This is a genomic window from Pseudomonas sp. B40(2017) (assembly GCF_002112855.1).
Classification (GTDB): Bacteria; Pseudomonadota; Gammaproteobacteria; order Pseudomonadales; family Pseudomonadaceae; genus Aquipseudomonas; species Aquipseudomonas pharyngis.
Genome location: NZ_NEIT01000002.1, coordinates 201587 through 214850 on the forward strand (window position 1 = coordinate 201587; position 13264 = coordinate 214850).

The following is a 13264-nucleotide window of genomic DNA, read 5'->3' on the forward strand; positions in this document are numbered from 1 at the left end:
CTGCGTATGCCTGATCAAAGCGTCAAGACTACCGACAGAGACCTTGCGCATGCCACTCGCTTTGCTTGCACTCGCTGTTGCCGCTTTCGGCATCGGCACCACTGAATTCGTCATCATGGGCCTGCTGCCCGATGTCGCCCGCGACCTCGCGGTGAGCATTCCCCACGCTGGCCTGTTGATCACCGGCTACGCCCTGGGCGTAGTGTTCGGTGCGCCGATCCTGGCGATCGGCACCGCCAACATGCCACGCAAGGCCACGTTGCTGGGCATGACGCTGATGTTCATCCTCGGCAACGTGCTGTGCGCACTGGCGCCGAACTACGCAACGCTGATGGCGGCGCGAGTGGTCACCGCGCTGTGCCACGGCGCGTTCTTCGGCATCGGTTCGGTGGTGGCCGCCGGGCTGGTCGCACCGAACAAGCGGGCGCAGGCGATTGCCATGATGTTCACCGGCCTGACCCTGGCCAACGTCCTCGGCGTACCGCTGGGCACCGCGCTCGGCCAGTACGCCGGCTGGCGCTCGACCTTCTGGGCGGTCTCGGTGATCGGTGTGATCGCCGCCCTCGCCCAATGGCTGTGGTTGCCGAAACACATCCCGATGGACAAGGCCAACCTCGCCAGCGAGTTCAAGGTGCTGGGCAAGGTCAACGTGTTGCTGGCGCTGGGCATGAGCGTGCTGGCATCCACCAGCCTGTTCAGCGTGTTCACCTACATCGCGCCGATTCTGCAGGACATCACCGGCGTCAGCCCCCACGGCGTGACGGTGATGCTGCTGTTGTTCGGTGTCGGCCTGACCGGCGGCAGCATGCTCGGCGGACGCCTGGCCGACAGCCGTCTGTTGCCGTCGCTGGTGGGTGTTGCGCTGGCGGTGGTGGTGATTCTGGCGGCGTTCAGCCAGACCAGTCGCTCGGTGGTTCCGGCGGCGATCACGCTGGTGCTGTGGGGGATTTTTGCCTTCGCCCTGTGCCCGATCCTGCAACTGCTGATCATCGATCAGGCTCACGAAGCACCGAACCTCGGCTCGACCCTGAACCAGAGCGCCTTCAACCTCGGCAATGCCGCCGGCGCATGGATCGGCGGGCTGGTGGTGGCCAGTGGCGCGGACCTGGCGGACCTGCCGTGGACCGGCGCGCTGGTAGGCGTGCTGACCGTGCTGACGGCGCTGTTTTTCATCTACCTGCAACGTCGGGGTGTCGCTGCGGTCAATGTGTCCGGCTGATTTTCCCGGGGGACACAATTGTGTCCCCACCCGGCGTCAGCCCATCCAACCCTTGCGTCCATGAATGGGCGCGCTGTCTTTTCACCCCCCATCCAAAGGACCCCGGATGCTTGAACTCGTCGCCGCTTTCATCTGCCTCACCACCCTCCTCACCTTTGTGAATTTCCGCTTCATCGGCCTGCCTCCGACCATCGGCGTGATGGTTACCGCACTGATGTTTTCCCTGTTGCTGCAAGGCCTGAGCCTGCTCGGTTACCCCGGTCTGGAAGAGCGCGTGCAGCAACTGATCGGCCAGATCGACTTCGGCGATCTGCTGATGAACTGGATGCTGTCGTTCCTGCTGTTCGCCGGCGCCTTGCACGTGAACCTGAACGACCTGCGCAGCTATCGCTGGCCGATCGGCCTGCTGGCGACCTTCGGCGTACTGATCGCCACCGCCGTGATCGGCAGCCTCGCCTATTACATTTTTGCCCTGTTCGGCTGGCACGTGAGCTTCCTCTACTGCCTGTTGTTCGGCGCGCTGATTTCCCCGACCGACCCGATTGCGGTCCTCGGCGTGCTGCGTACGGCCAATGCCTCGAAGCCGCTGAAGACCACCATCGTCGGCGAATCGCTGTTCAACGACGGCACCGCCGTGGTGGTGTTCACCGTGCTGCTGGGCATCGCGCAACTGGGCGAAACCCCGACTATCGGCGCCACGGCCATGCTGTTTGCTCATGAAGCCATCGGTGGCGTGCTGTTCGGCGGGCTGATCGGTTATCTGGTGTACCTGATGATCAAGAGCATCGAGCAGCACCAGATCGAAGTCATGCTGACCCTGGCGCTGGTGATTGGCGGTTCGGCGATGGCCACCGAGCTGCATGTCTCGGCGCCGATTGCGATGGTGGTCGCCGGGCTGATCATCGGTAACCTCGGTCGCAACCTGGCGATGAACGACATGACGCGCAAATACCTCGACGGTTTTTGGGAATTGCTCGACGACATGCTCAACGCGTTGCTGTTCGCGCTGATCGGGATGGAGCTGTTGCTGCTGCCGTTCAACTGGCTGCACGTGGCGGCGGCGAGTTTGCTGGCGCTGGCGATTCTGCTGTCGCGCCTGCTCACCGTGGCCCCGGCCATCGTCTTGCTGCGGCGCTGGCGCACGGTGCCGCGCGGCACGATCCGGATCCTGACCTGGGGCGGATTGCGCGGCGGTGTTTCGGTGGCACTGGCCCTGGCCCTGCCGTTGGGCCCGGAGCGCGATCTGCTGCTGAGCATCACTTACATCGTGGTGCTGTCGTCGATCCTGTTGCAGGGCCTGACCATCGGCAAACTGGTCAAGCACGCAACCCGCGATGAGCCGGCGACCGCTGCCGAGCCCGCGCACCATTGATCATTTCTTGATCCGCTGCGGATCGGGCTTTTCGGCCTGATCCGCAGATTCCTTCGGCGCATCCGTTTCTTTCGGCGCACCGCTTTCACTGCGGATCTGCGCATGACTGATCAGGGCAAAGATGAAACTGCCGCCGATGATGTTTCCCGCCAGCGTCGGCCCGGCAAACACCGCCCAGAAGTCACTCCACGGCAACTCGCCGGCAAACACCAGATACGACACCTCCGCCGACCCCACCACGATGTGAGTGAAATCGCCCAGTGCCATCAGATAGGTGATGAGGATGATGATCCACATCTTCGCGCTTTCCATGGACGGGATCATCCAGACCATGGTGGCGATCATCCAGCCCGAGACGATGCCCTTGGCGAACATCTGACTCGCATGGTTCTCCATGACCTTGCGGCCGATTTCGAGGAAGGCCTCGTCGGTCTTGCTGTCGAAGATCGGCAGTTCGAGCATCACGTACGCCACCAGAATCGTCCCGCACAGGTTGCCGAACAGCACCACGGTCCAGAGCCGGATCAACCGGCCGAAATTGGCCAGGGTCGGCTTGGTCATCACCGGCAGCACGGCGGTCAGGGTGTTTTCGGTGAACAGTTGCTGGCGGGCGAGAATCACCGCGAGAAAGCCTGCGCAGTAGCCGAAGCTGGCGATCACCTTGAATTCGTCGCCGTCGGGCAGACGCGAGTTGAGCAGGCCCATGCCCATCAGCGACAGGCCCATGGTCAGCCCGGCTGCCAGCGCCGACCACCACAGCGCGGCGATGCTGCGCTCCAGTTCCTGGTCGCCTTGTTTGCGGATGATTTCATGCAGGACCGCCGCCCGGGGCGGCTGGTTTTTCTCGACTTCGTGTTGTTCCTTGGCCGAGAGGTCGGGGGTCTTGCCGTCTGTTGGTGTGGTCATGGCGGGAAACCGGTGGCGGGGTCATAAGGCTACGACACGCGCCGCTCGGCTTCCGTTCGCCGGTGTGACGCGATTACTCGGTAACGGGCACGTCATCCTTGAACTGGTCTTTGACGTACCTGATTTCGGTTCGCCCGTGCGGCGCCGGCAGGCCGTCTTCGCCGAGGTTGACGAAGACCATCTTCTCGACGGTCAGGATGCTCTTGCGGGTGATCTTGTTGCGCACTTCGCAGGTCAGGGTGATCGAGGTGCGGCCGAACTCGGTGGCGGTGATGCCCAGTTCGATGATGTCGCCCTGGCGCGAGGCGCTGACGAAGTTGATTTCGGAAATGTACTTGGTCACCACACGCTGGTTGCCCAGTTGAACGATGGCGTAGATCGCGGCTTCTTCGTCGATCCAGCGCAGCAGGCTGCCGCCGAACAGGGTGCCGTTGGGGTTGAGGTCTTCGGGTTTTACCCACTTGCGGGTGTGGAAATTCATCTTCACTCCTGAGCGTCTTGCCGAATGATGGCGCCATCTTGGCAGACTGAGCGGTCATGCTCCATGAGGCTTCTACTATGGTCGCGATTGGCGATCTTCATCTGGCCGACAGAAACCCTTTGGAAGATCAGTCTAGACGGCTATAATCGCCCCCGTTTCAAAACGGTAACGTTCACTTGCTACCGTTTTCCCGCCACCTGTCCGAGGGGCGCTGCAGCAGGTTCAACCTGTCAGGCTCGGATGGGGCGTTGACCGGCTCAGGCCGGACACTAAACGCACAACGGCGCCCATTCGCATACATTACGAATGGAGGCTCTTCATGAGCGCTGTTATCACGCCTGCCGATTTTAACGATTACAAAGTTGCCGACATGTCCCTGGCTGCCTGGGGCCGTCGCGAAACCATTATCGCCGAATCGGAAATGCCGGCCCTGATGGGTCTGCGCCGCAAGTACGCTTCCGAGCAGCCTTTGAAAGGCGCAAAAATCCTCGGCTGCATCCACATGACCATTCAGACCGCCGTGCTGATCGAAACCCTGGTTGCCCTGGGTGCCGAAGTGCGCTGGTCGTCCTGCAACATTTTCTCGACTCAGGACCAGGCCGCCGCTTCCATCGCCGCTGCCGGCATCCCGGTTTTCGCCTGGAAAGGCGAGACTGAAGAAGAGTACGAGTGGTGCCTGGAGCAGACCATCCTGAAGGATGGCCAGCCATGGGACGCCAACATGATCCTCGACGACGGCGGCGACCTGACCGAGCTGTTGCACAAGAAATACCCACAGGTTCTGGACCGCGTTCACGGCGTGACCGAAGAAACCACCACCGGCGTGCACCGTCTGCTGGACATGCTGGCCAAGGGCGAGCTGAAAATCCCGGCCATCAACGTCAACGACTCGGTGACCAAGTCCAAGAACGACAACAAGTACGGCTGCCGTCACAGCCTGAACGATGCCATCAAGCGCGGTACCGACCACCTGCTGTCCGGCAAGCAAGCGCTGGTCATCGGCTACGGTGACGTGGGCAAGGGTTCGGCCCAGTCCCTGCGTCAGGAAGGCATGATCGTCAAAGTCTCCGAAGTCGACCCGATCTGCGCCATGCAAGCCTGCATGGACGGTTTCGAACTGGTTTCGCCGTTCATCGACGGTATCAACGACGGCACTGAAGCGAGCATCGACAAAGCGCTGCTGGGCAAGATCGACCTGATCGTGACCACCACCGGTAACGTCAACGTTTGCGACGCAAACATGCTCAAAGCCCTGAAGAAGCGCGCCGTTGTCTGCAACATCGGTCACTTCGACAACGAAATCGACACCGCTTTCATGCGCAAGAACTGGGCATGGGAAGAAGTGAAGCCACAGGTACACAAGATCCACCGTACCGGTGCTGGCTCGTTCGACCCACAGAACGACGACTACCTGATCCTGCTGGCCGAAGGCCGTCTGGTGAACCTGGGCAACGCCACCGGTCACCCGAGCCGCATCATGGACGGTTCGTTCGCCAACCAGGTGCTGGCGCAGATCTTCCTGTTCGGCCAGAAGTACGCCGACCTGTCGCCAGCCCAGAAAGCCGAGCGCCTGACCGTTGAAGTACTGCCGAAGAAACTCGACGAAGAAGTGGCCCTGGAAATGGTTCGCGGCTTCGGCGGCGTGGTCACTCAACTGACCAAGCAACAGGCTGACTACATCGGCGTGACCGTCGAAGGCCCGTTCAAGCCGCACGCTTACCGCTACTAAGAGCAGCTGCGAGCTTCAAGCTTCAAGCGGCAAGCAAGGCCACAAGCCGGGCTTGCCGCGCGAAGCCCGAAAGCTCTGCCCCTATTTGTCAAAACAGTGTCAGGCCGCAAGCTTCAGGCACAAGAGACCAGCGCACCTCCGCTGCTCTTGCAGCTTGAAGCTTGCAGCTTGTAGCTGGAGGTCCCCTCCATGTCCCAAGACCGTCGCTACAGCTTCGAGTTCTTCCCGACCAAGACCGATGCTGGGCATGAAAAACTGCTCGCCACTGCCCGTCAGCTGGCCACCTACAACCCCGACTTCTTTTCCTGCACCTACGGCGCTGGCGGTTCGACCCGTGACCGCACGCTGAACACCGTGTTGCAGCTGGAAAGCGAAGTCAAAATCCCCGCCGCCCCGCACCTGTCGTGCGTCGGCGACAGCAAGGGCGACCTGCGCGGCCTGCTGAACGAGTACAAGGCCGCCGGCATCAAGCGCATCGTCGCCCTGCGCGGTGACCTGCCGTCCGGCATGGGCATGACCAGCGGCGAGCTGCGTCACGCCAATGAACTGGTTGAATTCATTCGTGAAGAAACCGGCAATCATTTCCACATCGAAGTCGCCGCCTACCCGGAAATGCATCCGCAAGCGCGCAACTACGAGGACGATCTCGCCAACTTCGTGCGCAAAGCCCGTGCCGGCGCCGACAGCGCGATCACCCAGTACTTCTTCAACGCCGACAGCTACTTCTACTTTGTCGACCGTTTGCAGGCGCTGGGCGTGGACATTCCGGTCGTGCCGGGGATCATGCCGATCACCAACTACAGCAAACTCGCGCGCTTCTCAGACGCCTGCGGTGCGGAAATCCCGCGCTGGATTCGCAAGCAGCTGGAAGCCTACGGCGATGACAGCCAAAGCATTCAGCGTTTTGGCGAACAAGTGGTCACGGAAATGTGCGAACGCCTGCTGCAAGGCGGCGCGCCCGGCCTGCACTTCTATTCCATGAACCAGGCCGAACCGAGCCTGGCGATCTGGAACAACCTGAAGCTGCCGCGCTAAAAAGACGTAACCGCAGAACCAGAAGATCGCAGCCACGACAGTGCCTACAGCGCTTTCGCCGCTGCGATCTTTTGCTTTTAAACGCCCGAAACAGAGCTTCTGCGGCCAGTTTCTGGCTCTTTGCCGTTTCTCGTCGTAATCTCAAGCCATGCCTTTGATCACGCAGTTATTCGCCGTGCTGGTTTTTGCTTGCCTGAGCTTTGCCGCTCGGGGCGAGAAGCTGCGTATCGTCACCGAACCGTGGGCGCCGTACGTCTATGAACAAGACGGCAAGAACCTCGGACTGGACTACGAAACCACCGCCATCGTGTTCAAGCGCCTGGGCATCGAAGTCGAATGGCAGTTCCTGCCGTGGAAACGCTGCCTGTCGATGCTCGAAACCGGCCAGGCCGACGGCGCGCTGGACATCTTCCACAGCGACGAACGCGACGCCACCCTGCTCTATCCGAGCGAACCGCTGTCGGACGTCGAGTTCGTGATGTTTTACGCCAACGACCGCCCGCACCCTTTTCGCAGCCTCGAAGACCTCAAGGGCCTGACCATCGGTACGTCGCCGGGCTACCTGTACAGCCCCGATTTTCGCGAATCAACGTTATTCACCCGCGAGCCGGCCCCAACCCACGAAGCCAACTTCGGCAAACTGGTGCGCGGGCGCATCGACCTGCTGATCACCGACCGCCGCGTGGGCCAGCATTTGCTCGATGAATTGGATATCCGCAACCAGATCACTGAAAACCCCACGGTCATCAGCCGTCAGAGCCAGTTTCTGGCCGTGCGACGCAATGCGGGGATGGATTTGCTGGTGCAGCGCTTCGGCGCCGAACTCAAGCGTTTCAAGCGCGAACCGGCCTATGCCGAGCTCAGCGCTCGCTACGGCGCAGCCCCCGCTCTGGCGGCACCGCTGGGCAACGCCACCGCCAGCGGCAAAACCGTTGAGCAGCAGGAAAGCGGCGCGCAGTGATTGCTCTGTTATACTCCGGCGTTCCCGCCAGGCTCACGCCCGGACGCCCGGAACCGTAACAGGCCTCCCGACCCGCTACAGCGCAGCTTTTCAGCCCGCGCGAGCGCTCCGGACGTGCCTTCGGAACCGCAGCAGGACCGGACGGGATTGCGTCCTCTTAAACGCCATTCGCGCCAGGCAAGACTCCCATTGGGCCAAGCCCTAACTAAAACAGGATTACTCATGTCCTTTGCTTCCCTCGGTCTCTCCGAGGCTTTGGTCCGCGCTATCGAAGATGCGGGCTATACCGAGCCTACTCCGGTGCAACAGCGGGCCATTCCCGCCGTGTTGCAAGGTCGCGACCTGATGGTTGCGGCTCAGACAGGTACTGGTAAAACCGGCGGTTTCGCCCTTCCGATCCTGGAGCGGCTGTTTCCCAACGGTCACCCGGACAAATCCCAGCGTCACGGCCCGCGCCAACCGCGCGTGCTCGTGCTGACCCCTACCCGCGAACTCGCGGCGCAGGTTCACGACAGTTTCAAGATCTACGCCCGCGACCTGAAATTCGTCAGCGCGTGCATCTTCGGCGGCGTCGGCATGAACCCGCAGGTTCAGGCCATGTCCCGTGGCGTTGACGTGCTGGTGGCGTGCCCCGGTCGACTGCTCGACCTGTGCGGCCAGGGCAGCGTCGATCTGTCCCACGTCGAAATTCTCGTGCTCGACGAAGCCGATCGCATGCTCGACATGGGCTTCGTCCACGATGTGAAGAAAGTCCTCGCGCGCCTGCCGGCCAAACGCCAGAACCTGCTGTTCTCTGCGACCTTCTCCAAAGACATCACGGATCTTGCCGGCAAGCTGCTGCACAACCCGGAACGCATCGAAGTGACGCCGCCGAACACCACGGTCGAGCGCATCGAACAACGCGTCTTCCGTCTGCCGGCCAGCCACAAGCGTGCGCTGCTGGCCCACCTGATTACCGCCGGCGCGTGGGAACAGGTGCTGGTGTTCACCCGTACCAAGCACGGCGCCAACCGTCTGGCCGAGTACCTGGACAAACACGGCCTGCCGGCTGTGGCGATCCACGGCAACAAGAGCCAGAACGCCCGCACCAAAGCCCTGGCCGACTTCAAGGCCGGTGAAGTGCGCATCCTGGTTGCCACCGACATCGCCGCCCGTGGCCTGGATATCGACCAGTTGCCACACGTGGTCAACTTCGAACTGCCGAACGTCGATGAGGACTACGTGCACCGTATCGGCCGTACCGGCCGGGCCGGTCGTTCGGGCGAGGCGATCTCGCTGGTCGCGCCGGACGAAGAAAAACTGCTGAAAAGCATCGAACGCATGACCAAGCAGAAAATCGCCGACGGCGACCTGATGGGCTTCGATGCCAGCACCATCGAAGCCGAGAAGCCGGAAGCCCGTGAACGTCCGGACATGCGCAACCCGCGCAATGCCCGTGGCCCACGCGGCGACGGCCCGAATGGCGGCGGTGGCGGCGGTCGTAAAGACAAAGGCAAAGACAAGGGCAAGGAAAAACCGGCCGGCGAACGTGGCGAGCGTCCAACCCGTCAACAGAAGCCGCGTGAAGGCACCCCGGCCCGCGAACAACGCCAGCCAAGCCAGCCGCCACGCGCCGCTGCTGACCGTGCTCCGGACGAATTCCTCGACGACGATATCGATAACTTCGGTAACCGCGTTGATTACGTGCCGAAGCAGGCTCCGGCCGGTGGTCGCAACCGTCGTCCAGGCGCTCCGGCGCAAGGCGCAGGTTCGGGCGCACCACGCGGCGGTCAGTCGCAAGGTCGCCAGAACGGCCCGCGCAACAGCAACGGCTCGAGCACCGGCACCCCGCCAGGCAAACGCAGTGGCCCACGCAACGGTGCTCCGCGTGACGGCCAGGGTCGTCGCGATGAAAATCCGCGCAACCGCCGCCCGGCCCGTGACGATCAGCAGCGCGCTGAACCGGCCGTGCAGAACCCGCGCAGCAGTGGCCCGAAGATCATGCACAAGGAGTCGAAAGCCGACCGCTTCCCGACGCCTGAGCAGCTGGATCAACTGCCAAGCCGCCCACGCGGTGAAAAACCGGCCTTGCTGACCCGCAATCGCTGAGTTTTCGACTGCAATGAAAAATGCCCCGGCCTGAAAACCGGGGCATTTTTTGTGCGCCGCTGAAACGAAAGTGGCGGCAGGCAATAAAAAACGCCCCCGATCGCAAGACCGGGGGCGTTTTTGTATGGCCGGCGAAAATTACTTCGCTTTGACACCTTCGAACGAGATGTACAGGTCGACTTTGTCAGACTGTGGACCCAGGTCCATCATCTTGCCGAAATCAGAACGCTTGATGCTGGTAGTGCCTTCGAAGCCGGCACGGTAGCCGCCCCATGGATCCTTGCCTTCACCCAGGAAAGTGGCCTTGACCACGATCGGCTTGGTCACGCCGTGCAGGGTCAGGTCACCCGTCACGTCGGCAGTGTCTTTGCCATCGGCGTTCTTGCCGGTGGACTTGACGCTGGTGGAGACGAACTTGGCATCAGCGTATTTGCCCACGTCCAGGAAGTCTTTGCTGGAGATGTGCTTGTCACGCTCGGCGTGGTTGGTGAACACGCTGGCGGTCTTCACGTCGAACTCGATCTTGCTGTCTTCAGGCTTGGCAGCATCGAAGCTGAACTTGCCGCTGATGTCCTTGAAGGTACCGGTGATGTAGCTGTAGCCCAGGTGGCTGATCTTGAAGTCGACGAAGGCGTGCTGGCCTTCTTTGTCGACTACGTAGTCAGCGGCCATCACATTGGCGGACAGGACGGCAGAGCCGATTGCCAGAGCGGCCAGAGTCTTTTTCAACATGCTTTGTTTTCCTTTGGAGTCGAGGTTGAACATCAGGCTTTGCGTCCCAGCATTCGTGTCAGGGTCGCATCACGATCGATAAAGTGGTGCTTCAATGCTGCCAACGCATGAAGGCCGGAAAAAATTACCAGCGCCCATGCCAGGTACAGATGAATCACACCGGCGGTATCTGCCTGATCCGGTAGTCCGGAAACCAGTGCAGGAACTTCAAACAGGCCAAACACCGGAATCCCGACACCGTCTGCGGTGGAAATCAGGTAACCGGCAATCATCACGGCGAACAGCGCAAGGTAGAGAAACCCATGGCCGAACTTGGCGCCGATGCGGGTCATGCGGCTGTAGCTCTGGAGCGTTGGCGGCGGTGGGCTGACAAAGCGCCACAACACCCGCAACACCATCACACCCAGCAGCACCAGACCGATGCTCTTGTGCAGATCCGGCGCGTCTTTGCGCCAGGTGCTGTAGTAATCCAGCCCCACCATCCACAGACCGAGCGCGAACAGCCCGAAGACCGCCAGCGCCACACCCCAGTGCATGAAGATGCTGACCCAACCGTAGCGCGAAGAAGAGTTACGTAGCTGCATTGCCCAAATCCTGTGAGAACTGCGAACCAAGACTAGCGAGTTATCTATCGAATTAAAGCGGAAAATTTTGCTTTGAAATATCGAGAAATACGATCAAGAGTCTTGAACAGGGGAGTTAAGGAAAGATTAAAGACAAAAGTGTGGCGGGATGTTGTGAATCCCACGCAAAAAAAAGCGCGGCTTGAAAGCCGCGCTTTTTCATTCACCGCAAAGCCTTACTGCGCTTTGGTCTCGGTGGTTGCCGCCGGTTTGGCCGCTGGCTTCTTCGCCGGCTCAGCCTTTTTCGCTGCAGGTTTGGCCGGGGCTTTTTTCGCCTCGGTCTTGGCCGCCGGTTTCTTCGCTGCTGGTTTGGCTGCCGCTTTCTTCGCCGGCTCGGCTTTCACCGGGGCCGCTGGCTTCGGTGCTTCCACCGGGGCTGGCGCAGGGGCCGGAGCCGGTGCAGGCGCTGGAGCGGCTGGAGCAGGTGCCGGCTCTGGTGCTTTCACTGGCTCTGGCTTCTTGTCGTCGTCCGAACCGCCGAACAGGTTGGTGAAGAAGTTGCCTTTCTTCGCCGCTACTGCCGCGCCCGCACCCGCCGCTGCGGCGGTGGCCGCTGCCGGGCCGACCTTGACCGGTTCGAAGGATTTGCCCGCCGCCAGGTCTTCAACCTGACTGGCTGCACGCTGACCGGTGCGCAGTGCGCCTTCCAGCGTGCCCGGGTACAAGGTGTCGGTGTGTTCGCCGGCAAACGCTACGCGCTGCAGCGGACGCTCCCACAGGCGCCAGTATTTGCTGATCTGGCCAGGGCCGAAGGCCAGGTAGGAACCACCGGTCGATGGATCGGTGCTGTAGCGACGGATTTCATAACCGGTGAACGAGCCACGGGCCTGTGGATAAAACGTGTGCAGGCGAATCAGCACCTGATCGACCATCTGCTTGTCGCCGAAGGCCTGCATGACGCGGGCGTTGTCGCCGGACAGGTTGATCACCACGTTCGCGCCGCCCTTCAGGGCCGGCTCGATCCACAACATGCCAAGGCCAGTGTTGCTATAGATCTCGCCGGACATCCGCGCCTTGCTTTCCCATACCGGCGTCTTGAACTTCAGCATGATCTGGTCACGCCAGCCGTAGTTGGTGCCTTTGATCGCGGCCAGGTGCTGGGCATCCAGCGCCGGGGTCAGCTGGATCTTGTTGAGGGCGCGCAACGGCACCGCCAGCACCACGTAATCCGCCTGGTAGCCGACGCTGCCGACCTTGACGGTCACGCCGTCCTTGTCCTGGGTGATGGCAGATACTGGCGAGTTGGTCTTGATGGTTTTCAGCTGTTTGACGAAGGCCTGGGCCAGCACCGGGCTGCCACCGACCAGACGCGAAGCGCGCAGGTCACGGTCGGACACACCGCGATACACCCGGCTCTGCTGCGCGAAGTACAGCAGCGACAGGCGCGAAGGCTCGTCGTAGTGGGTGCGGATATCCTGGTTGATCAGCTGACGTGCGGTGGCCGGCAGGTTCTGCTTGTCGAGCCAGCTCGATACGTTGATCTGATCCAGGGCGTGCAGGGTGTTGGTCGCCGCCGGGTTCTGCGGATCGTCGATCGAGCGCGCCAGATCGTCACGGGTTTTCTCGTAACGCTTCAGCGCTTCAGCCGTGGCAGGCTGTTTGGCGGTCAGGTCGGCGGCGGAGAAATACTCGCCGTCGATCAGGTACCCCGGGGTCCGTACGAATTCAGGGGCCGGCGTGGTGCTCAACTTGAACGTCGAAACGTACTTGTTCAGCACCGGTTGAGTCTTGTCGTTGCCGATCCACTCGCTGGTGGCCATGCCCGAGCGACCGCCCAGGCTCGGCTTGGCTTCGAGCAGCGTGACCTGCCAGCCCTTGTTCTGCAGTTCGTAAGCCGCCGTCAGGCCCGACAGGCCGCCGCCGATCACGATTGCGGTTTTATCCTTGGCCAGCGCCGTAACGCTGAACAGCCCCAACACCACCAGCGCACAGGCGCGCAGCCAACCGACAGACATTCAGCGAACTCCGGAAATACACGTAGGAAAAAGCAGTTTTGCGGGTCAGACGACCCAAAGAACCGCGAAGAATACGTCAGCCATCAAAACGCCGCCAGCGACGTCTATCGGCCCATACAAAGTAGCTCAATCGACACAATGGGTTGTTCCGGCGCGATGCATT

General features: G+C 61.5%; 11 protein-coding genes and 1 riboswitch. Of the genes, 6 read left to right on the forward strand and 5 right to left on the reverse strand.

From position 1 onward, the window contains the following. The first annotated feature begins 49 nt into the window (after nt 1-49). Both CAF76_RS04505 and CAF76_RS04510 read left to right on the forward strand, forming a co-directional pair. Nucleotides 50-1219 (forward strand): MFS transporter, encoded by a 1170-nt coding sequence (locus tag CAF76_RS04505; protein ID WP_007959692.1) that lies wholly within the window; start codon nt 50-52, stop codon nt 1217-1219. Nucleotides 1220-1325: 106 nt separating this feature from the next. Beyond that, a complete protein-coding gene (locus tag CAF76_RS04510; RefSeq protein ID WP_064600020.1) occupies nt 1326-2591 on the forward strand; it encodes a sodium:proton antiporter in 1266 nt (421 codons plus the stop codon). Here the strand turns inward: CAF76_RS04510 and CAF76_RS04515 are convergent, their stop codons facing one another. After that, nucleotides 2592-3497, reverse strand: a complete 906-nt coding sequence (locus CAF76_RS04515; protein WP_085646948.1) for a formate/nitrite transporter family protein — start codon at nt 3495-3497, stop codon at nt 2592-2594. A gap of 73 nt (nt 3498-3570) precedes the next feature. Beyond that, on the reverse strand, nt 3571-3978 hold the full coding sequence (locus CAF76_RS04520) for an acyl-CoA thioesterase (protein ID WP_011336338.1): 408 nt from the start codon (nt 3976-3978) through the stop codon (nt 3571-3573). 197 nt (nt 3979-4175) lie between these two features. Continuing rightward, nucleotides 4176-4274, forward strand: a riboswitch (S-adenosyl-L-homocysteine riboswitch). Between the two features lie 23 nt (nt 4275-4297). On the opposite strand from CAF76_RS04520, the gene ahcY reads away from it, so the two are divergent. The 4 genes from ahcY to CAF76_RS04540 all read left to right on the forward strand — a co-directional run bounded on the left by ahcY (nt 4298) and on the right by CAF76_RS04540 (nt 9791). Beyond that, on the forward strand, nt 4298-5707 hold the full coding sequence (gene ahcY, locus CAF76_RS04525) for an adenosylhomocysteinase (RefSeq protein ID WP_039767963.1): 1410 nt from the start codon (nt 4298-4300) through the stop codon (nt 5705-5707). 189 nt (nt 5708-5896) lie between these two features. Next, entirely contained in the window at nt 5897-6742 is an 846-nt protein-coding gene (gene metF / locus CAF76_RS04530) for a methylenetetrahydrofolate reductase [NAD(P)H] (RefSeq protein WP_085646949.1), read from the forward strand. 148 nt (nt 6743-6890) lie between these two features. Continuing rightward, on the forward strand, nt 6891-7703 hold the full coding sequence (locus tag CAF76_RS04535; protein WP_039767962.1) for an ABC transporter substrate-binding protein: 813 nt from the start codon (nt 6891-6893) through the stop codon (nt 7701-7703). Nucleotides 7704-7925: 222 nt separating this feature from the next. After that, complete coding sequence (locus tag CAF76_RS04540) at nt 7926-9791, forward strand: DEAD/DEAH box helicase (RefSeq protein WP_085646950.1); 1866 nt, start codon at nt 7926-7928, stop codon at nt 9789-9791. Nucleotides 9792-9929: 138 nt separating this feature from the next. Here the strand turns inward: CAF76_RS04540 and CAF76_RS04545 are convergent, their stop codons facing one another. The 3 genes from CAF76_RS04545 to CAF76_RS04555 form a co-directional block, all read right to left on the reverse strand. Then, nucleotides 9930-10523 (reverse strand): YceI family protein, encoded by a 594-nt coding sequence (locus CAF76_RS04545; RefSeq protein WP_039768113.1) that lies wholly within the window; start codon nt 10521-10523, stop codon nt 9930-9932. 32 nt (nt 10524-10555) lie between these two features. After that, entirely contained in the window at nt 10556-11107 is a 552-nt protein-coding gene (locus tag CAF76_RS04550) for a cytochrome b (protein ID WP_085646951.1), read from the reverse strand. A gap of 215 nt (nt 11108-11322) precedes the next feature. Further along, nucleotides 11323-13101, reverse strand: a complete 1779-nt coding sequence (locus CAF76_RS04555; RefSeq protein WP_085646952.1) for a flavin monoamine oxidase family protein — start codon at nt 13099-13101, stop codon at nt 11323-11325. Between the last annotated feature and the right edge of the window lie 163 nt (nt 13102-13264).

What these genes read in the sequence shown, in the direction of transcription:
- CAF76_RS04505 (WP_007959692.1), top strand. Translation starts at nt 50, where the DNA reads ATGCCACTCGCTTTGCTTGCACTCGCTGTTGCCGCTTTCGGCATCGGC.
- CAF76_RS04510 (WP_064600020.1), top strand. Translation starts at nt 1,326, where the DNA reads ATGCTTGAACTCGTCGCCGCTTTCATCTGCCTCACCACCCTCCTCACC.
- CAF76_RS04515 (WP_085646948.1), bottom strand. Translation starts at nt 3,497, where the DNA reads ATGACCACACCAACAGACGGCAAGACCCCCGACCTCTCGGCCAAGGAA.
- CAF76_RS04520 (WP_011336338.1), bottom strand. Translation starts at nt 3,978, where the DNA reads ATGAATTTCCACACCCGCAAGTGGGTAAAACCCGAAGACCTCAACCCC.
- ahcY (WP_039767963.1), top strand. Translation starts at nt 4,298, where the DNA reads ATGAGCGCTGTTATCACGCCTGCCGATTTTAACGATTACAAAGTTGCC.
- metF (WP_085646949.1), top strand. Translation starts at nt 5,897, where the DNA reads ATGTCCCAAGACCGTCGCTACAGCTTCGAGTTCTTCCCGACCAAGACC.
- CAF76_RS04535 (WP_039767962.1), top strand. Translation starts at nt 6,891, where the DNA reads ATGCCTTTGATCACGCAGTTATTCGCCGTGCTGGTTTTTGCTTGCCTG.
- CAF76_RS04540 (WP_085646950.1), top strand. Translation starts at nt 7,926, where the DNA reads ATGTCCTTTGCTTCCCTCGGTCTCTCCGAGGCTTTGGTCCGCGCTATC.
- CAF76_RS04545 (WP_039768113.1), bottom strand. Translation starts at nt 10,523, where the DNA reads ATGTTGAAAAAGACTCTGGCCGCTCTGGCAATCGGCTCTGCCGTCCTG.
- CAF76_RS04550 (WP_085646951.1), bottom strand. Translation starts at nt 11,107, where the DNA reads ATGCAGCTACGTAACTCTTCTTCGCGCTACGGTTGGGTCAGCATCTTC.
- CAF76_RS04555 (WP_085646952.1), bottom strand. Translation starts at nt 13,101, where the DNA reads ATGTCTGTCGGTTGGCTGCGCGCCTGTGCGCTGGTGGTGTTGGGGCTG.